Genomic DNA, 18,161 nt, shown 5'->3' with positions numbered 1-18,161 from the left:
CCGGCGGCTGGGCGTGGGCGCCACCCCCCCCCCGACCTGCCCCCTTGTGCGCCCCCCGGGGGGGGGGGGGCGCCCCCCCCCCCCCCCCGCCGTCCTGTGGGTCGATCCATGCCGTGTGTCCGTACGTCGAGCAGGCCGCCGAGGAGACCTTCGAGCAGGCCTTCGAGTTGAGGAGTTCCGATGAGGTTCACGCGTTCCGTCGTCGTCCTGTCCGCCGCCGCGCTCGCGGCGAGCGTCGCGGCGGCCTTCGGGCCGTCGGCGTCGGCCGCCACCCCGGCGTCCGGCAGCCTCACGCTCACCGCGAGCACCGCCTTCGCCCACGGCGCCGTGTGCGACGGGCTGTTCGTCTCGGTCGGCTCGCCGGCCACCTCCTCGTGGAGCGGCACGACCGGCGGCACCGCCGTCCTGCCGGTGACCGGTGGCGACGCGAACCTGACCCAGTTCGTGGGCAGCGCGCAGCTGGGCGGCAGCCTGACGGTCGTCGACGTGGCGACCGGCCACTCGGTGACCTTCTCCCAGCTGACCTTCGACGACTTCGCCGGTGTCTTCTCCGGCGTCCCGCAGGGCGGTACCGCGCCGGTGGCGCTGCTGGACCCGAGCGGCGACCTCTCGGTGTCGGCAAGCGGCGGGGTGCAGACGTTCAGCGCGTCCGAGTCCGACCTCGACCCGGCCGGGGCCGCCTACCTGGACGGCGCCCTGCACACCGCCTTCTTCCAGGGCGGCGCCGCGGTCGGCGCGCTGACGCTCAGCTACACGCCCGCCTCCTGACCCACCGCCGACGGGACGTCCCTCGAGGAACCCCCCTCAAGGGGCGTCCCGTTGGCGCCTCATACATCTGCCGGTCCGTCACATGTCATGTGGGACAGGCGAAATGGGCCACACACATGACGGGAGTGCGCAGATGCGATCGAGACACGTCGTCGCCGTCCTTGCGGCGGCCCTGGGTGCGGTACTGCTGCTTCTGGCGGGTGTGCTGCCCCCGGCGGCCCCCGCTCTGGCGGCGGCTCCGGCATCGGCCGCGGCCGGGAGCGGCGGCTCCCTCACGGTTCCCGGCCCCCCGGTCTGGCAGCCGACGACCGGGACCTACGGGCCGCCAGGGAGCGTGACGGTGAGCCAGGCCACCGACCTCACCGACCAGGTGATCCACGTGAGTTGGTCCGGCTTCACCCCGACGCCGGGCAATCCGCCGCCGACCTTCGTCACCGCCACGGACGCCAACGCCCTGTACGCGGTCCGCGTCTACGAGTGCCGGGGCAGCAACCCCTCGGTCGTCGACTGCTACGGCAGCACCCTCTACGGCGGCGACCCCAAGAAGGGGTTCCAGCAGAGCCTGCCGGCCGGTGTGGTCAACGACCCGGAGTTCCCCTCCAACAAGGCCGTGGCCGTGACCCGGCCCGACGGCACCGGGTCGGCCGACATCGAGGTGTGGACCAGCCACGAGAGCCAGACCCTCGGCTGTGACAACACGCACGCCTGCTCGCTGGTGGTCGAGCCCAACTACGGCGGTGACGCCCTCGGGTACGGCCAGGCGCTGGGCACCGCGGGCGGCTGCGGCGACCACACCTACGACACCGCCGACAACCCGACCGGGCTGCCGGGCGAGGCCACCCAGGCCAACTTCAGCCAGCAGGACGTGTTCACCGGCTTCAACGACGGCGAACAGTGCGCCTGGAGCCACCGGGTGGTGATCCCGCTCGCGTTCGCGCCCACGGCCGCCGACTGCGCCGCCCGCGCCGCCGACTTCTCGCTCCAGGGTCTGGAGATGGCCAACCGCCTGCTCCAGGAGTGGCGTTCGGGCCTGTGCCAGGGCAGCGCGCCGCTCTCCGTCCAGTACACCCCCGGCGGCGGGGAGCCACAGGCGCGACGCGCCTTCCTCAGCGGCACCGGCCCGGACGGGGCCCTCACGGCGTACCCCGACACCGCGCCCGCGCCGCGGCCGTACGTCTACGCGCCCCTGGCCACCAGCGGCATCGCGGTCGCGTTCTACACCGACGACGCGGTGACCGGCGCGCCGATCACCTCCATGAAGCTCAACGCCCGGTTGCTGGCCAAGCAGTTGACCCAGTCGTACGTCGGCCAGCAGAACGCGGACGCCTACGCGTCCACCAAGGGCAACCCGGCCTGCATCTACCAGGACCCGGAGTTCCTGGCGCTCAACCCCACGGGCCCGAACGGGCCGCACTGGCCGTCCTGCGGTTCGCTCAACGGCGGCGCCGCGCTGCCGATCGTGGTCGGCGGGACCACCGACCTGGTGCAGCAGCTGACCTCGTGGATCGCCGCCGACCCCGACGCCGCGGCGTTCCTGTCCGGCAAGCCGGATCCCTGGGGCATGCGCGTGGACACCTACTACGAGCAGCCGACCTTCTCCGGCTACCCGGTCGAGGCGTTCATCCCGCAGGACGCCTCCGGCACCAGCCCGGACGGGTCGGTGACGCACATGAAGGGCTACGAGTGGAACCCGCTGCTCGGCGGCCTGGTCCAGGTGGCCCGCAACATGCTCCAGGCCCAGCCCACCGACCTGGACTGGCTCCCCGACCCCACCGGCCAGCACGACAAGGCGGGGCCGGAACCGGCCGGAAGCCGGGCCGTGATGGCGATCCTGGACGAGGGCCAGGCGGCGGCCTACTCGATGCCGCAGGCCCAACTGCTGAACCCGGCGGGCGCGTACGTCGCGCTCAGCCAGGCGTCCATGTCCGCCGCCGTCGCCGACATGGCCGTCAACGCCACCACCGGCACCCAGCAACTCCCGTACAGCAACGCGGGCAGCACCGGCTTCGCCAAGGACGCGTCGGCCTATCCGCTGACCACCGTCCAGTACGCCATGGTGCCGACGCACGGTCTCAGCACGACCAAGGCGAGCAAGCTGTCCGACTTCCTCCAGCACGTCATCGCCCCGGCCGCGCAGACCACCGGCTTCCAGCCGGGGCAGCTCGCCTACGGATTTATTCCTCTGACGAGCGGTCAGCTGACCCAGACGGCAGCCGCCGCCTGCCATGTGCTGCACCAGGACAGCGCCAAGCCCGGCAACCAGGGCGGCGGTTCGGCCGCCTGCGGCGGTGCGTCCCCCTCCGGCGGCGGCGGAGGGAGCGGCGGCGGCAGCGGAGCCGGGGGCCTGTCGGGCGGCGCCGGACTCGCCGGCGGAGCGAGTGGCGGGACGGTCAGCGGCACCAGCGGCGGTACCACCCAGGGCGCCTCCGGCGGATCCGGCGTCAAGCCCGCCACGGCCAAGGGCTCCCACCCGCAGGCGCTCGGCTCCGTTCCGATCGCCTCCGGCAGTGCGGACGGTGTCGGCAGCCAGCGGCTGTTGCTGCCGATCCTGCTGATCACCGGCGCGGTGCTGCTGGTCGGCGGTCCGACGACGCTGGTGCTCACCACCACGGACGCGGGCGAGCGGTTGAACCGGTCGACCAGGCGCCTGCTCCGGCGTCTGCGCGCCACCCGCCTGGGAGGCGGCCGTGGCTGAGGCGACCCTCGCGCCCGACGCGTCCGTGCCGGACGACGGCGGAGCCGCCGACCGGCCCCGCCGGATCGAGACGCCGGTGACCCTGCCGGACCGGCTCTTCCGGACGGGACTGCGCTCCGCCGGGTTCTCCGTCTTCGCGCTGATGGGCCTGATCGCCCTGTTCCTGCTGCTGCGCGGTCTTGAGGCGCTGCGCGCCACCGGCTGGTCCTTCTTCACCCAGTCCGCCTGGCATCCGGAGGCCCACGTCTTCGGGATCGCCGCGGTGCTGCCGGACGGCATCATCATCGCCCTGGTGGCGTTGGCCATCGCCGTCCCGGTGGCGCTCACCACGGCGGTCTTCATCTCCGAGTACGCGCCGACCCGGCTGAAGGCGGCCCTGGTCAGCATGGTGGACCTGATGGCCGCGATCCCGAGCATCGTCTACGGGCTCTGGGGGCTGTTCTTCCTCCAGCCCCGGATCGTCGGCTTCATCCGCTTCCTCGCGCTGCACCTCGGCGGCGTCCTGCCGCTCTTCAAGGTGCGGACCGGGGACATCGACACCTCCTACACCTCGTCGCCGTTCATCGCGGGCTGCGTGGTCTCGCTCATGATCATCCCGATCGTCACCTCGCTCAGCCGGGAGGTCATGTCCCAGGCGCCGCAGGGCGAACGTGAGGGCGCCTACGCGCTGGGCAGCACCCGGTGGGGGATGGTCCGCAGCGTCGTCCTGCCCTTCTCCCGGGGCGGGCTGATCGGCGCGGTGATGCTGGGCTTCGGGCGGGCCATGGGAGAGACCATCGCCGTCGCGCTGATCATCTCGCCCTCCTTCAGCGTCACCTGGCACGTGCTGGAGAACGGTGCCAATTCCATCTCCGCCCTCATCGCGCTGCGCTACAGCGAGTCCGACCCGTTGTCGCTCTCCGCGCTGATGGCCGCGGGCCTGGTGCTGTTCGGGCTGACGCTGCTGGTCAACATGCTGGCCGCGATGGTCATCAACCGCTCGCGTTCCGGCGCGGCCACCAACGAGTGAGGCGACAGTGACCACCATCGCAACGGCGACCGGCGGCCCGTCGGGGCCACCGGACCAGCAGGGGCCCGCGACCGGTCCTTCCGCCGCTCCGGCGTCCGAGCCCGAGGTCCGGATCCGTTTCGGCGGGATCACCGGCCCGGGCCTGACCTCGCTGCTCGGCGCGGCCGTCGGCTCCTTCGCGCTGTGCTGGCTGCTCTACGAGCGCCTGCTCCCGCTCAGCGGCGCGCAGGGTTTCCTGCTCAGCTGGTACGTCCTCTTCCTGGCCATGTACTGGGGGATCGGTCGCACCCAGTGGGACCCGCGCACGGTGCGCGAGAACCTCGCCCGGGTCGTGGTCTGCAGCGCCGGGCTGGCGGTGACCGCGCTCATCGTCGACCAGGTCTTCTTCGTCGGCGAGATGGGCGAGCACGCGGCCTCGCACGCCAACTTCTACACGCAGGACATGGAACGCACCGCGTCGCTGTCGCCGATCACGTCGGGCGGCGCGCTCGCGGCGGTGATCGGTTCGCTCGAACAGCTGGGGCTGGCAACGCTCTTCGCGGTGCCGCTCGGCATCGCCACCGCGGTCTACCTGGCGGAGGTCGGCGGACGCGGGGCCCGCGCGGTGCGCACGGTGGTGGAGGCCATGACCGCGCTGCCGTCCATCGTGGCCGGGCTCTTCGTCCTCGGGGTGGTCATCCTCACGCTCGGCCTCCAACAGAGCGGCTTCGCGGCGTCGTTGGCCCTGACCGTGATGATGATGCCGATCGTCACCCGCGCCTCCGAGGTGGTGCTCCGCCTGGTTCCCGGGACGCTGCGGGAGGCCTCCTACGCGCTCGGATCGAGCCAGTGGCGGACGGTGTGGAGCGTGGTCCTCCCCACCGCCCGCCGGGGGCTCGTCACCGCGGTGGTCCTGGGCATGGCGCGCGGCGTCGGCGAGACCTCGCCGGTCCTGCTGACCTCCGGCTTCACCGCGCAGTTCAACGCCAACCCGTTCAACGACCACCAGGTCAGCCTGCCGCTGTTCATCTGGAACTACGTGCGCTACCCGTCCTCCGACATGGTGGCCCGCGCCTTCGCGGCCGGGCTGCTGCTGATGTTCGTCGTACTCGTTCTGTTCGTCACCGCGCGGCTCCTGGCCGGCCGGTCGTACCAGGGAGGATCGCGGTGACTGGACATCGCGCGTGGAAGCGGACCTTGGCCCTCTTGTTGGCCCTGCCCGCGCTGATGCTGGTGCAGCTGTTCCAGACCCAGCCGGGCTTCGCCTCGACCTCGCTCAACGGCGACGGCTCCAGCTGGGCGGGCCCGGCGCTGGACCAGTGGCGTCTGGACGTCGAACCCCAGGGCATCGTGATCCAGTTCAACCCGGACGGGTCTGCGGCGGGACGGAACAACTGGTCCCAGGGGCAGGACGACTTCACCGCCTCCGACGTCCCGTTCCGCACCACCGCCGACGCGGGCGCGGGCGCGGGCGCGGGCGGACAGTACGGGCTCGGACAGCCGGAGAAGCCCAACTACGGCTACTCGTACGTCCCGGTGACGGCGGGCGGCACCGCCTTCATGTACAACCTCAAGGTCGGCGGGCAGCAGGTGACCAACCTGCGGCTGTCGCCCGACACCATCGTCAAGATCTTCACCGGGCAGATCACCTACTGGGACGACCCGGCGATCCTGCACGACTACGGCGGCACGCTGCCGCACATCCCGATCACCCCGGTGGTCCGCTCGGACGGGTCCGGCGCCACCGCGCAGTTCACCCGGTACATGGAGCACACCCACCAGAGCGAGTGGGACGCCTACTGCCGCCAGGTGCTCGGGGTGGTCTGCGGTGACTACACCGAGTTCTACCCGGCCTCCGGCCACATGGTGGCCCAGAACGGCTCGGACGTCGTCGCCAACTACATCCAGGGTCCGACGGGCCTCGGCACCATCGGCTACGACGAGTACGCCTACGCGCTGCGGGCCAACTGGCCCGTCGTCAAGGTGCTCAACCCGGCCGGGTACTACTCGCTGCCCACCGCGTCCAACGTGGCGGTGGCGCTGACGGCGGCCAAGATCCGCGGCGTCGACGACAACACCTCGCCGAGCGACCCCAACTACCTGCAGCAGAACCTCGACGGCGTCTACACCATGACCGATCCGCGGTCGTACCCGATCTCCAGCTACAGCTATCTCATCGTGCCGCGCGGGGGCGCTTCGCTGCCGGTGCCGCCGAGGTTCAGCAACGACAAGGGCGCCGCGCTGAGCACCTACATCGACTACATCCTCTGCGCCGGTCAGGGCGAGGCGGCGCAGCTCGGCTACTCGCCGATCCCGCGCAACCTGGTGCGCGGCGGACTGCTCCAGGTCAGCCACATCCCCGGCCAGGTCGGCGGGGTCAACCCGAACACGCTGCAGAACTGCCCCAATCCGACCTTCAACTCGGCCGGGCAGCTGACCGTCCTCACCACCGCGCCGATGCCGAGCCCGTGCGACAAGCTCGGCGCGCCGCTCGACTGCACGGCCGGCGGCTCCGGGGGCGGCTCGGGCGGCTCCGGAGGGGGCGCCGGGGGAGCGTCGGGCGGCACCGGGGGCACGGGCGGTTCCGCGGGGACCGGCGGCGCGGCCGGGGGAGCCGCGGGTGGCGGCGGGACCGTCATCGACCCGCAGACGGGACAGGTCGTCCCGGTCGGCGCGGGGACCGGCTCAGTTGCGGGCTCGGGCGGGGTCGGTTCCGCCGGGGCGGCCACCGTCGTGGCCCTGGCAGGTGGCCAGGACGACTGGATGCTCTCCGGCCTGACCGGGGTGGAACTGCTCGGCGTCGTCGCCCTGCCCCCGCTGCTCGGCGCCTATCTGAGGCGTCGTCGGCGTGCGGCGGGCGACGGCCCCACCCCGGGCGGCGGTGACCGGTGAGCGCCCTCGCCACCCAGCAGGCCTCGCCGGGCGGACCGACCCCGGACGACGGTCGCGACGACACCACCGCGCCCGCCTCGGGGCGGCGTCCCGAGCAGGCCCCGCCCCCGCGCGGCCGTTCCCGCGGACGCTCGCGTGCCGTCGTCGCGCGCACGGCCTTCGCGGCGACCCTCCTCGGCACGCTGCTGCTGGGATTCGTGGTGTTCCTGCTCGCCGTCAGCGGGCTCCAGGAGCAGCACTTCCAGTCGACCGAACACCGCACGTTCGCCAACGAGTTGGAGAACGCGATCGCCCCGGTGGGTGCGGCGCCCGACGGCACGCCGGTGGCGGTGATCTCCATTCCGGCGATCGGCCTGCGCGATGCCGTGGTCGTCGAGGGGACCACCGCCCGCGACCTGATGCGCGGCCCCGGCCACCGGCGCGACACCGCGCTCCCCGGCCAGACGGGCGCCGCCGTCGTGTTCGGCCGCCGCACCTCGTTCGGCGGTCCCTTCGCGCACCTGGACGCGTTGCGAGTGGGCAACGCGGTGGACGTGACCACCGGTCAGGGCCGCTTCACCTACGTCGTCGACGGCCTCGGCACCGGCGCGCACCCGGTGGTGAGCGACGCGAGCGCACGGCTGATCCTGGCCACCGGCAACTCGTCCTGGATCCCGACGGGCACCGTCCTGGTCAGCTCCCATCTGCAGGGCTCCGCCGCGGTGAACCCCGGCGGCCGTCCGGCCCAGGTGCCCGCCGACAAGGCCATGGCCGGAGAGCCGGACGCGGTCGCCCCGCTCCAGCTCTGGATGCTCGCGCTGTGCGGCGCGACCGCCCTCGCCGTGATCGCCGCGCTGCGGTGGCGACGGTCGGCGGCGTACCTGGTCTTCGCCCCGGTGCTCACCGCACTGGTGTGGTGCGTCTACGAGAACGCCGCCGCCCTGCTCCCCAACCTCTACTGACCGAACACCGACCCGATCACCGACCTCTACTGACCCGATCACCGAACCGGTGGCGCACCGCGAGCCGATGGAGAACCGATGACCGACGCCGATCTCGTCGAGACGGTCGAACTGCCCCTGACCGTGCACGGTCTGGAGACCCGTGGGGTCTCCGCGTGGTTCGGCGAACGCAAGGTGCTGGACCGGGTGTCGCTCGTCATGCCGGCCGGGGAGGTCACCGCGCTGATCGGCCCCTCCGGCTGCGGCAAGTCCACCTACCTGCGGATCCTCAACCGGATGCACGAGATGGTGCGCGGGGCCGGGCTGGCCGGACAGGTGCTGCTGGCCGGTGAGGACGTCTACGCGCCCGGCCGCCTGCCGGCCAAGGTGCGGCGGCGTATCGGCATGGTCTTCCAGCGGCCGAATCCGTTTCCGGCGATGTCCGTCTACGACAACGTCGCTGCGGGGCTCAAGCTGGCCGGCATCAAGGTCGGCAAGGCCGAGCGCGACGACCTCGTGGAGACGAGCCTGCAGCAGGCCGGCCTCTGGGCCGAGGTCCGGGACCGCCTGCGGTCTCCCGGCGGCGCACTCTCCGGTGGACAGCAGCAGCGGCTCTGCATCGCCCGCTCCCTGGCCGTCTCGCCGGACGTGCTGCTGATGGACGAACCCTGCTCCGCGCTGGACCCGACCTCCACCCGCCGGGTCGAGGAGACCATCGAGCTGCTGCGCGGGCGGTTGACGATCGTCATCGTCACCCACAACATGCAGCAGGCCCAGCGCGTCTCGCAGTCCTGCGCGTTCTTTCTGGCCAGCCACGACACCCCCGGCCGGATCGTCGAACACGGCTCCACCGAGGACCTCTTCGAACGCCCGCGAGACCAGCGCACGGCGGACTACGTCGCAGGTCGCTTCGGCTGACCGGTCGTCACGTCCTGAGCTGTTCATCAGCAGGAACGGGGTCAGCAAGGTCTTGAAACCCGACAAATGGCCGTTTTTCAATGAGGCAAAGGTCACAGATCGCTGAGAGGAAACTGAGAGGTTTCTGGGCGAGATCTATTGACCCGTGTCTGACAACTCTGCTTCACTCTCGTGCCATCCGACTCACCACTCGTCGTGGTGACACGACGTCAATTGGCGCCCCCCACTCCGCACGGAGGCGTCACGTGATCTGAGAGGAAGCTCCCCACATGCGCAACCCCCTCCACTCCGGCCGGGCCCGTACGGCCCTGACCGGGATGGTCTCCCTCGGCATAGCCGTGGCCGGCCTGGCCGCCAGCCCCATCGCCCAGGCTGCGACCACCGCGCCGAACGCCGCACCGCTCGCCGCGCCGGTCCTCGCCTCGGCCCACGCCGGCCACGGCCACGCGAACGTGCACTACCGGCACGAGTGTGCCGCTCCGAAGGCGCACCAGGCCTCCTGCTTCGCGCTGGTCCGCACGGACGTGACGGAGCCGCACGCGCTGGCCCTGCGCGCCGACAGCCCGGCCGCGACGCCCGACGGCTTCGGTCCGAGCGACCTGCTGAGCGCGTACAACATCCCCGCCAACGGCGGCGCGGGTGCCACCATCGCCATCGTCGACGCGCAGGACGACCCCAACGCCGAGGCGGACCTGGGCTCCTACCGTGCCCAGTACGGGCTGCCCGCCTGCACCACCGCCAACGGCTGCTTCCAGAAGGTCGACGAGAACGGCGGCAGCAACTACCCCACCGCCGACGCCGGTTGGGCCGGGGAGATCTCCCTGGACCTGGACATGGTCTCCGCGATCGCGCCGAACGCGCACATCCTGCTCGTCGAGGCGTCCAGCGCCAACACCTCCGACCTGGGCACCGCCGTCAACCAGGCGGTCACCATGGGGGCGAAGTACGTCTCCAACAGCTACGGCGGCTCGGAGGACTCCTCCGACACGCAGACCGACAGCAGCTACTACAACCACCCGGGCGTCGTGATCACCGCCTCCGCCGGTGACAGCGCCTACGGCGTCGAGTACCCGGCGGCGTCGCCCTATGTCACCGCCGTCGGTGGCACGTCGCTGACCAAGGACTCCAGCTCGCGCGGCTGGTCCGAGTCGGTCTGGTACACCAACTCGACCGAGGGCACCGGCTCCGGCTGCTCCGCGTACGAGACCAAGCCGACCTGGCAGACCGACACCGGCTGCTCCAACCGCACCGTCGCCGACGTCTCCGCCGTCGCCGACCCGGCGACCGGTGTCGCCGTCTACGACAGCTACCAGTCCAACGGCTGGCAGGTCGTCGGCGGGACCAGCGCGTCCTCGCCGATCATCGCCTCGGTCTACGCCGACGCGGGAACCCCGGGTGCGAACGACAACCCGGCCCAGTACCCGTACCAGCACACCTCGGCGCTGAACGACGTGACCACCGGCAGCAACAGCGGCTCGGGCTGCACCCCGAGCTACCTGTGCACCGCGGGCACCGGCTACGACGGCCCGACCGGTCTCGGTACCCCGAACGGTCTGACCGCCTTCACCGCGGGCAGCGGCAGCTGACGCTGACGGCATCAGCTCGCTAACCCCTGTGGGGCCGGTCGTCCGACCGGCCCCACAGGCGTGTCCCGCGTCTCGTCGCTCAGCCGATCAGGACGCCGGGGTTGAGGACGTGGTGCGGGTCCAGAGCGTCCTTCGCGGCCTGCAGCGCGAGGGCGAACGGGGCCGGGCGCTGGAGGTCGTAGCCCGGGCGGTGGTCGCGGCCGACCGCGTGGTGGTGGGTGATGGTGGCGCGATGGCGGTGCAGGACCTCGGTCGCGACCGCCTTGATCTCGTCCCAGACCGCGACCTCGTCACCGGGACGGCCGGCGACGGCGACGGTGAAGTAGGGCGCGGCGCCGTCCGGATAGACGTGCGTGAGACGGCAGTTGACCGTCGCGGGGTGGCCGGTGGCCTTCAGCGCGGCGGCGCCGACCTCGGTGCGGACGGCGTCGATCAGGGCGGGGACGGTGTCCCAGGTGGCCGCGGTCTCGAAGGTCTCGACGACGGCGCCGACGCGGGCCAGGCCGTCGCGGATGTAGGGCATCCGGAGGAAGGCCGACCGCCACGCGCTCACGGCGGAACCGCCCGCGCCGGCCGGGGAGTTGCGCTCCTCGTCGTCCCCTTGGCCACCGTGGGAGCGGGCGATGTCCAGCGCGCTCGCGAGCCGGTCGTCGACGCGGGACGTGGCGGACTCGAAGCCGAGGACCAGCACGGACGACCCGTCGCTCGCGGCACCTGACAGCAGTGCCTCACCCGGGTCGAGCAGACGGCAGTTGGCGGGCGCGAGGTCTGACTGCGCGATGGCGCGCACCGCGTCCAGCGCGCGGGAGAAGTCGGTGAAGGAGACGGATGCCGACGCCTTGTGGACGGGCCGCTGCTGCAGCCGCATCCACGCCTCGGTGATGACGCCGAGCGTGCCCTCGGAGCCCAGGAAGAGCCGGTCGGGCGACGGCCCCGCCCCGGACGCGGGCAGCCGCCACGACGTGCTCGTGCCTGCGGGCGTGATCACGCGCAGGGACTGGACGAAGTCGTCGATGTGGGTGTGCACAGTGGCGTAGTGCCCGCCCGCCCGGGTGGCGAGCCAACCGCCGAGCGTGGAGAACTCGAAGCTCTGCGGGAAGTGACGCAGCGTCAGACCGTGGGGTCGCAACTGCTGCTCCAGTACCGGCCCGAGGGCCCCGGCCTGGATGCGCGCCGAGCGGCTGGTGGCGTCGATCTCCAGTACCCGGTCCATCGAGGTCAGGTCGAGCGACAGCACGGCGCGGTGGGCGTCGCCGCGGTACTCCACGCCGCCGACCACCGAGGAGCCGCCGCCGAAGGGGATGACGGCGACGTCGTGGTCACCGGCCCAGTCGAGCAGGTCGGTCACGTCCTGGTCGCAGGTCGGGAGGGCGACGAGGTCGGGGATCCGGCCAGGCCTGCCGCGCAGGGCGCGGGCGACGTCGCGGTAGGCCTTGCCCATTGCGTGGGCGGCGCGCGCCTCGGGATCGGCGGTGACCAGGTGCGCCAGCGCGGACGGGGGCGTCACGGCCGGGCGGGTGATGTCCAGGTCGGCGACCCGGGGTATCGGCAGCGGACGGGCCAAGGTGCCGGGCAGCAGTGCACCCATCGCCAGGCACTCGGCGTCGTCGGGATGGGCGTCGACATAGCCCCAGCCCCACCAGGAGCGGGTGCGCGAGGTGCCGGGGAGGGGCGAGGCTGTGGACATGACGGTGCTCCCAGCGGGGATCCGATGAACTTACCCAACGGAAAATTACCCTAGGGTAAGATCGGGTCCCATGACAACGCTGCACCCGCGGGCCGGTAGCGCGACCGGTGCCAAGGCGGGCACCAAGGGCGTGCCGAGGGCCGCGCGCGAACAACAGGTAATCGCCGCCGCCACCGAGGAGTTCGGCCGTCACGGCTACGAGGGCACCACCGTCGCCGCGGTCGCCGCCCGCGTCGGGGTCACCAAGCCGCTGCTGCACCAGTACTTCGGCAGCAAGCAGGATCTCTACCTGGCCTGCCTCGAACCGGTGGGCGATCGGCTGCTGGACGCCATCCGTGCCGCGATGGCCGAGCCGGGCGCGGACGCGTCGCCCACGCCCCTGCGGGTGCTGCGGGCCCTGTTCACCGCGCTCGACGGGGAGCGCCGGGCGTGGTTCGTGCTCTACGACCCGTCGCTGCCGCCCGGCAGCGAGGCCGCCGAGCGCGCCGACCACTACCGCGACGCCATCGACGACCTCGCCGCGATCGGCTCCGCGGACCTGCTGCACGCGGCCGGATCCGGCGATCCGCTCGACGCCGACGCGCTGATGTACGCGTGGCGTGGCCTGTGCACCGCGCTCGTCCGCTGGTGGATCAACCACCCCGAGGAGTCGCCCGACGCGATGGCGCGTCGCTGCGCCCGGCTCTTCGCCGTCACCCGTTTCGTCGAACTGGGCGATGTTGAGAGTGACGGCGTCGGCGGCGTCTGAGTCGTTGCGCCTCGCGGGCAATGGCGAACGCCGGCCCGTGCCCGAGGACCCGGGCGCGGACCGGCGTTGGCGTTGCGGTGCTGTGGATCAGTGGCACCAGCGCGGCGCGGGGCCGATGTTGACGATGTAGCGTGCGGAGGACCACGCCCACCGGCCGTCGGCCAGCTTGTACCAGCGCGGGTTGCCGTCGATCCACTGGCCGTTGACCTTGCACACGATCCAGACGGTCTGGCCGTAGTTGAGCGAGCCGATCACCGGGGCACTCTGCGACGGGCCGCTCCGGATGAGCAGGCCGGTGCGGGCGATGACCCTGCCCTCGTAGAGGTGGTGATGGTGGTGCATCGCCATGGCGGGCTTGGCCTGCGCGGCCGGAGCCATCTGCGGCGCAGCGGCAGAGGCGGTCCCCGCCGCGGCCAGCGTGGCGAGCGCGCCGATGGCCGTGACGGAGGCGATCTTGCGAATCGTCGACTGCAGAAGCATCTACGAATCTCCTGGTGAGGCGGCCCACTTCGGGCCGAGGAATGGGGGCCTGCTGCCACAAGGCGGCGGTCACCCCTCGAAGACGGCCCTGGAACGTCATCCGTGGTTCCGGACCGGTCGAGACTCACGCTATGCACGTCACCAGGAGTCGGCAACTTGTCACTATGGGTAGCGATTCGCGGCTTTTGTCCCTGCCCTTGCGCTCACGCGTCGTTGGACGACACCTGCGGCCGACCCGTCCTCCAGGTAAGGGACTCGTCGCGGCCCAACGCCTCTGCCGAGGTGGGCAGTTGCTAGAAGCGAACCGTCAACGCCACCGTCACCTCGTCCCCTTCGGCGAGGCGTTCCGGCTTGCGCACGGCGTTCTTCAGCGGCAGCAGATAACCCCCGTCCTTCGGGAAGAGCGAGGTGGAGAAGGCGGTCCCGCCGATCCGGGCGTCGACCGGGATCACGCCCCAGCCGTAGCTGGCCTGCGCGGCCACCTCGCGCACATCGGCGGACTGCTCGTCGGGCAGGGCGACGAAGTAGTACGGCGCAGGGCCGCGCCACTCGAACACGCTGCCGCTGAAGTGGAGTTGCACGATCGCTCCGGTCACTCGTCGCCGCCCGTCAGTCGTCGGCGCGGTCGTGGTCGCCGGTCTTGCCGTCGATCAGCTCGCGGAGGATGTCGACATGACCGGCGTGACGGGCGGTCTCCTCGATCATGTGGACCAGCACCCAGCGCATGGTGACCGTCTCCCCGAACCAGGCACGTCCCTCCGCGTCCAGGCCGGTCGCCTCGACGGCCGCGTTGGCCGCCGCGCGGGCGCGGGAGTAGAAGGCGAGGACGTCCGCGGTGGTCTCGTCGTCACGGAGCCGCAGGTCGGCCTCGGGGTCGTTGTCGTCGAACGGGAGCGGCTCCGTCTCGATCCCGAAGGGCTCGCAGAACCAGCCGTACTCGACCGCGGCCAGGTGCTTGACCAGGCCCAGCAGGCTGGTGCCGGACGGCACCATGGGGCGGCGCAACTGCGTGTCGTCCAGGCCGTCGAGCTTCCACAGCACGGCGTCGCGGTGACGCTCCATGCTGCGCAGCAGGATGGACTTCTCGTCGCGGGGGAGCTCCGGTGTGGTCGTCATGTCCGAGCAAGCTAGCAGCGGCCACTGACAGCCCGCGGCGCTTTTTCCGTGGAAGTCGTCCGTCCGCACGGCCGCCTGTTCGGGCGGGTGATCTACCCTGGGCACCATGCCGACTCTGCTGCTCGTCCGCCACGGCCGTTCCACCGCCAACTCCTCCGGGGTCCTGGCCGGGTGGAGTCCGGGGGTGTCGCTGGACGAGCAGGGGGAACAGCAGGCCAAGGGCCTGGCCGAGCGGCTCTCCGGACTGCCGCTCAGCGCCGTCGTGAGCAGCCCGCTGGACCGCTGCCGGCAGACCGTCGCGCCGCTGCTGGCCGCGCGGCCGGAGCTCTCGCTGCGGATGGACGAGCGTCTCGGCGAGTGCCGCTACGGGGACTGGACCGGCCGCAGCCTGGCCGAGCTGTCCAAGGAACCGCTCTGGAGCACCGTCCAGGCCCAGCCGTCCGCGGTGACGTTCCCCGGCCCGGACGGTGAGTCGCTGCGCGAGATGAGCCGCCGCGCGGTCGAGAGCGTCCGCGAGTGGGACGCGGAGATCGAGCGCGAGCACGGTGCGGAGGCGCTCTGGCTGGTCTGCAGCCACGGCGACATCATCAAGGCGATCGTCGCCGACGCGCTCGGCCTCCATCTGGACCTGTTCCAGCGGATCTCGGTCGAGCCCGCCTCGGTGACCGCGATCCGCTACACCCCGGTCCGCCCCTACCTGCTGCGGCTCGGCGACACCGGTGAGCTGGCGGGGTTCGCGCCCCGGCCGCGCCCGGAGGGTGACGACGCCGTGGTCGGCGGATCGACCGGAACCCGCTGAGGTCAAGGTCCGTAGGTAGGGTGGACACCACGAGAGCTACCGTCATGTCCATCGAACAGGCAGTCGTACAGGTCATTTCCTGGGTCCCCCGTCCCAGGTACCAGTAGTCCCGTCGAAGTCAGTCCCGTCGCAGTCCGAGGAAACGAGCCACCAGCTCGAAGCCCCCGATCCCGTGGAGCAAGCATCGTGCCCCGCCAGGTGTTCTTCTACGACCCTCCCGAGCGCTTCGTGGCCGGAACGGTCGGCGAGCCGGGCCACCGCGCCTTCTACCTGCAGGCCAGCGCGCGTGGCCGGATCACCACCGTGCTGCTGGAGAAGGGCCAGGTGGCCGCGCTCGCCGAGCGGGTGGACGAGCTGCTCGACGAGGTGGTCCGCCGCAGCGGCGGGAGCACCACGGTCCCGGCACTGGCTCCGCCGGAGATGATGGACAGCGCCCCGCTCGACACGCCCATCGACGAGGAGTTCCGCGTCGGCACCATGGCCCTGGCCTGGGACGACGCGGTGCAGCTGCTGGTCGTCGAGGCACAGGCCGTGATCGAGGGCGAGGGTGAGGAGGCCGACGAGGCGGCGCTCTTCGAGGACGACGAGAACGGCCCGTCGCTGTTGCGCGTCCGGCTCAACGGCGCGATGGCCCGGGTCTTCGCCAAGCGCGCGCTGGAGCTGGTCTCGGCGGGCCGCCCGCCGTGCCCGTTCTGCAGCCTGCCGCTGGATCCGGAGGGCCACGTGTGCCCGCGCCAGAACGGTTACCGGCGCTGAGCGCCGCCGTCCCCGAGGCGGACGCGGTCGCCAGCGCGGCGCTCGCGGCGGACCCGGAGCGCGCGCTGCCGCTGCTGCGCGACGGGGACCTGACCGTCCACGGGCGGGTCACCTCGGCGTCCAACGCGGTCTTCTACTGCACCGTCACCCACCCGGAGTTGGGCACGGCGGTCTGCGTCCACAAGCCGGTGCGCGGCGAACGCCCGCTGTGGGACTTCCCCGACGGCACGCTCGCCGGACGCGAGACCGCGGCGTACCTGGTCTCGGCCGCGACCGGCTGGGGGCTGATCCCGCCGACGGTGCTCAGGGACGGGCCGTTCGGCGAGGGCATGTGCCAGATATGGGTCGAGGAGGACGACGACGCGCCCCAGCTGATCGCCCTCCAGCCGGGGGAGACCCCGGCCCCGGGCTGGCACGCCATCGGCCTGGCCGAGGTCGAGCCGGGGCAGACCGCGCTCTTCGTCCACGCCGACGACGAACGGCTGCGGCGACTCGCGGTGCTGGACGCGGTGCTCAACAACGCGGACCGCAAGGGCGGTCACTTCCTCTCGGCGGCGGACGGACGGCTCTACGGCATCGACCACGGGGTGACCTTCGCGGTCCCCGGCAAGCTCCGCACGCTGCTGTGGGGTTGGGCGGGCGAGCCGCTGACGGACGAGGCGACGCAGGTCCTCGGCGGTCTCCGGGAGGAGCTGGACGGCGCTCTCGGCGAGGCGCTGGCACCGCTGCTGACGGAGCGTGAGATCGCGGCGACGCGAGCGCGGGTGGACGGGCTGCTCAAGGAGGGCCGTCACCCGCTCCCGTCGCAGGAGTGGCCGAGCGTGCCCTGGCCGCCGATCTGACGCGGCGTCAATCGTTGGGGCGGTGGGCGGCGCGGACCTGCGCGGCCCAGGCGCGGGTGGTCGCCGTCCACAGCGTGCGGAGCTCCGGCTCGGCCGCACGGACCTGCGCGACGGCGGCGTCCGGGTCGGCGCCCGCCTTCCGCACGGCGGGACCGTCGGAGGCGGCCCATGCCGCGACGTCCACGCCCGTCACCTCGGGGTGGAACTGCACGCCCCAGGCCACACGCCCGATCCGGAAGGCCTGGTGCTCGCAGGCGTCCCCGGTCAGCAGCGGGGTCGCGCCCGGCGGCAGCGCCACGATGTCGTCCCAGTGCCACTGCGCGGCAGGTGCGCCCTCGGGCACCCCGCACAGGACCGGGTCGCTGGCCACGTCCGGCAGCCGGCGCAGCGGCACCACGCCGACCTCCGGCGGCCGTCCGGCTTGCCCGCCGACCCCGCCGGTCTCGGCTTGCGTGCCGGTCCCTTCGGCGCCCTCGGCGCGCGGCCGGACCCGGCCGCCCAGCGCGGACGCCATGATCTGCGCGCCCAGACATATCCCCAGCAGCGGCACTTCCGTGTCCACCGCCTGGCGGACCAGCGCCCGGACGGACGGAAGCCAGGGTGCGGTGGTGTCGTCGTCGCAGTTCGCCGCGCCGCCGAGGACCAGCAGCCCGGACACGCCGCCCAGGTGCTCGGGCAGCGGTTCGCCGCGCCACGGATGCCGGACGTCGAGCCGCAGGCCTTCCGCCGCAAGCGCCGCCCCGACGATGCCGGGACCGGCCGCGTCCTCCTGCTGCACGACAAGGACCGCCGGGATCTCCGTCACAGCGCACGCCTCCCCGATCCGGCTCCCCGATCCGCCGACGACTGACGCTCTACCCCGCGACCGGGCCTCGCATGCACGTGCGACCGATCAAGGTCGACAACGGCTGATCGCCGCCAATCACGGCCAATCATGGCTGATCACAGAAGGTCGTTAGCGGATCG

Annotated in this window: 17 protein-coding genes; 12 read left to right on the top strand and 5 right to left on the bottom strand. The window is 72.2% G+C overall.

The window, feature by feature from the left end; translation table 11 throughout:
- Nucleotides 1-180 precede the first annotated feature (180 nt).
- From I2501_RS18500 to I2501_RS18465, 8 genes are all read left to right on the top strand, one after another.
- Nucleotides 181-768, top strand: coding sequence for a hypothetical protein (locus I2501_RS18500; protein ID WP_196195191.1), 588 nt, complete (start codon nucleotides 181-183; stop codon nucleotides 766-768).
- A gap of 133 nt (nucleotides 769-901) precedes the next feature.
- Nucleotides 902-3,463 (top strand): hypothetical protein, encoded by a 2,562-nt coding sequence (locus I2501_RS18495; protein ID WP_196195190.1) that lies wholly within the window; start codon nucleotides 902-904, stop codon nucleotides 3,461-3,463.
- Complete coding sequence (pstC, locus tag I2501_RS18490) at nucleotides 3,456-4,472, top strand: phosphate ABC transporter permease subunit PstC (protein ID WP_196195189.1); 1,017 nt, start codon at nucleotides 3,456-3,458, stop codon at nucleotides 4,470-4,472. Before I2501_RS18495 ends, pstC begins: the two co-directional genes overlap by 8 nt.
- A 7-nt stretch (nucleotides 4,473-4,479) precedes the next feature.
- Complete coding sequence (gene pstA, locus I2501_RS18485; protein ID WP_328806449.1) at nucleotides 4,480-5,622, top strand: phosphate ABC transporter permease PstA; 1,143 nt, start codon at nucleotides 4,480-4,482, stop codon at nucleotides 5,620-5,622.
- The gene (locus tag I2501_RS40265; RefSeq protein WP_328806448.1) at nucleotides 5,619-7,343 is read left to right on the top strand and encodes a substrate-binding domain-containing protein; all 1,725 of its coding nucleotides are present in this window, start codon (nucleotides 5,619-5,621) and stop codon (nucleotides 7,341-7,343) included. The genes pstA and I2501_RS40265 overlap by 4 nt, the downstream gene beginning before the upstream one ends.
- Entirely contained in the window at nucleotides 7,340-8,284 is a 945-nt protein-coding gene (locus I2501_RS18475) for a class E sortase (protein WP_215909749.1), read from the top strand. Before I2501_RS40265 ends, I2501_RS18475 begins: the two co-directional genes overlap by 4 nt.
- A gap of 78 nt (nucleotides 8,285-8,362) precedes the next feature.
- On the top strand, nucleotides 8,363-9,181 hold the full coding sequence (locus I2501_RS18470) for a phosphate ABC transporter ATP-binding protein (protein WP_196195188.1): 819 nt from the start codon (nucleotides 8,363-8,365) through the stop codon (nucleotides 9,179-9,181).
- Nucleotides 9,182-9,450: 269 nt separating this feature from the next.
- A complete protein-coding gene (locus I2501_RS18465; RefSeq protein WP_408022750.1) occupies nucleotides 9,451-10,767 on the top strand; it encodes a S53 family peptidase in 1,317 nt (438 codons plus the stop codon).
- A gap of 79 nt (nucleotides 10,768-10,846) precedes the next feature.
- On the opposite strand, the gene I2501_RS18460 is transcribed toward I2501_RS18465, so the two are convergent.
- Complete coding sequence (locus tag I2501_RS18460; protein ID WP_196195187.1) at nucleotides 10,847-12,454, bottom strand: FAD-binding oxidoreductase; 1,608 nt, start codon at nucleotides 12,452-12,454, stop codon at nucleotides 10,847-10,849.
- Nucleotides 12,455-12,524: 70 nt separating this feature from the next.
- Here I2501_RS18460 and I2501_RS18455 point away from each other — a divergent pair, with 70 nt between their 5' ends.
- Nucleotides 12,525-13,202: a TetR/AcrR family transcriptional regulator gene (locus I2501_RS18455; RefSeq protein WP_196195186.1), complete on the top strand. Its 678-nt coding sequence runs from the start codon at nucleotides 12,525-12,527 to the stop codon at nucleotides 13,200-13,202.
- Between the two features lie 87 nt (nucleotides 13,203-13,289).
- Here the strand turns inward: I2501_RS18455 and I2501_RS18450 are convergent, their stop codons facing one another.
- From I2501_RS18450 to I2501_RS18440, 3 genes are all read right to left on the bottom strand, one after another.
- Entirely contained in the window at nucleotides 13,290-13,682 is a 393-nt protein-coding gene (locus I2501_RS18450) for an SH3 domain-containing protein (RefSeq protein WP_196195185.1), read from the bottom strand.
- Between the two features lie 293 nt (nucleotides 13,683-13,975).
- Complete coding sequence (locus I2501_RS18445; RefSeq protein ID WP_196195184.1) at nucleotides 13,976-14,263, bottom strand: DUF1905 domain-containing protein; 288 nt, start codon at nucleotides 14,261-14,263, stop codon at nucleotides 13,976-13,978.
- A 28-nt stretch (nucleotides 14,264-14,291) separates the two neighbouring features.
- A complete protein-coding gene (locus I2501_RS18440) occupies nucleotides 14,292-14,798 on the bottom strand; it encodes a DinB family protein (RefSeq protein ID WP_196195183.1) in 507 nt (168 codons plus the stop codon).
- Nucleotides 14,799-14,904: 106 nt separating this feature from the next.
- On the opposite strand from I2501_RS18440, the gene I2501_RS18435 reads away from it, so the two are divergent.
- From I2501_RS18435 to I2501_RS18425, 3 genes are all read left to right on the top strand, one after another.
- Nucleotides 14,905-15,597, top strand: coding sequence for a histidine phosphatase family protein (locus I2501_RS18435; RefSeq protein WP_196195182.1), 693 nt, complete (start codon nucleotides 14,905-14,907; stop codon nucleotides 15,595-15,597).
- A gap of 186 nt (nucleotides 15,598-15,783) precedes the next feature.
- Nucleotides 15,784-16,353 (top strand): DUF3090 domain-containing protein, encoded by a 570-nt coding sequence (locus I2501_RS18430; protein WP_196195181.1) that lies wholly within the window; start codon nucleotides 15,784-15,786, stop codon nucleotides 16,351-16,353.
- 65 nt (nucleotides 16,354-16,418) lie between these two features.
- Nucleotides 16,419-17,195 carry an SCO1664 family protein gene (locus I2501_RS18425; protein ID WP_236046683.1) on the top strand — a complete coding sequence of 259 codons (777 nt, stop codon included), beginning with the start codon at nucleotides 16,419-16,421 and terminating at the stop codon, nucleotides 17,193-17,195.
- 7 nt (nucleotides 17,196-17,202) lie between these two features.
- Here I2501_RS18425 and I2501_RS18420 read toward each other — a convergent pair whose 3' ends face one another.
- Nucleotides 17,203-18,000, bottom strand: a complete 798-nt coding sequence (locus tag I2501_RS18420; protein WP_328806446.1) for a type 1 glutamine amidotransferase — start codon at nucleotides 17,998-18,000, stop codon at nucleotides 17,203-17,205.
- Nucleotides 18,001-18,161: the final 161 nt, after the last annotated feature.

It is taken from the genome of Streptacidiphilus fuscans (assembly GCF_015690355.1).
Lineage (GTDB): Bacteria > Actinomycetota > Actinomycetes > Streptomycetales > Streptomycetaceae > Streptacidiphilus > Streptacidiphilus fuscans.
Note: the sequence above shows the minus strand (reverse complement) of the source record. Positions and strands in the feature narration are given on the sequence as shown.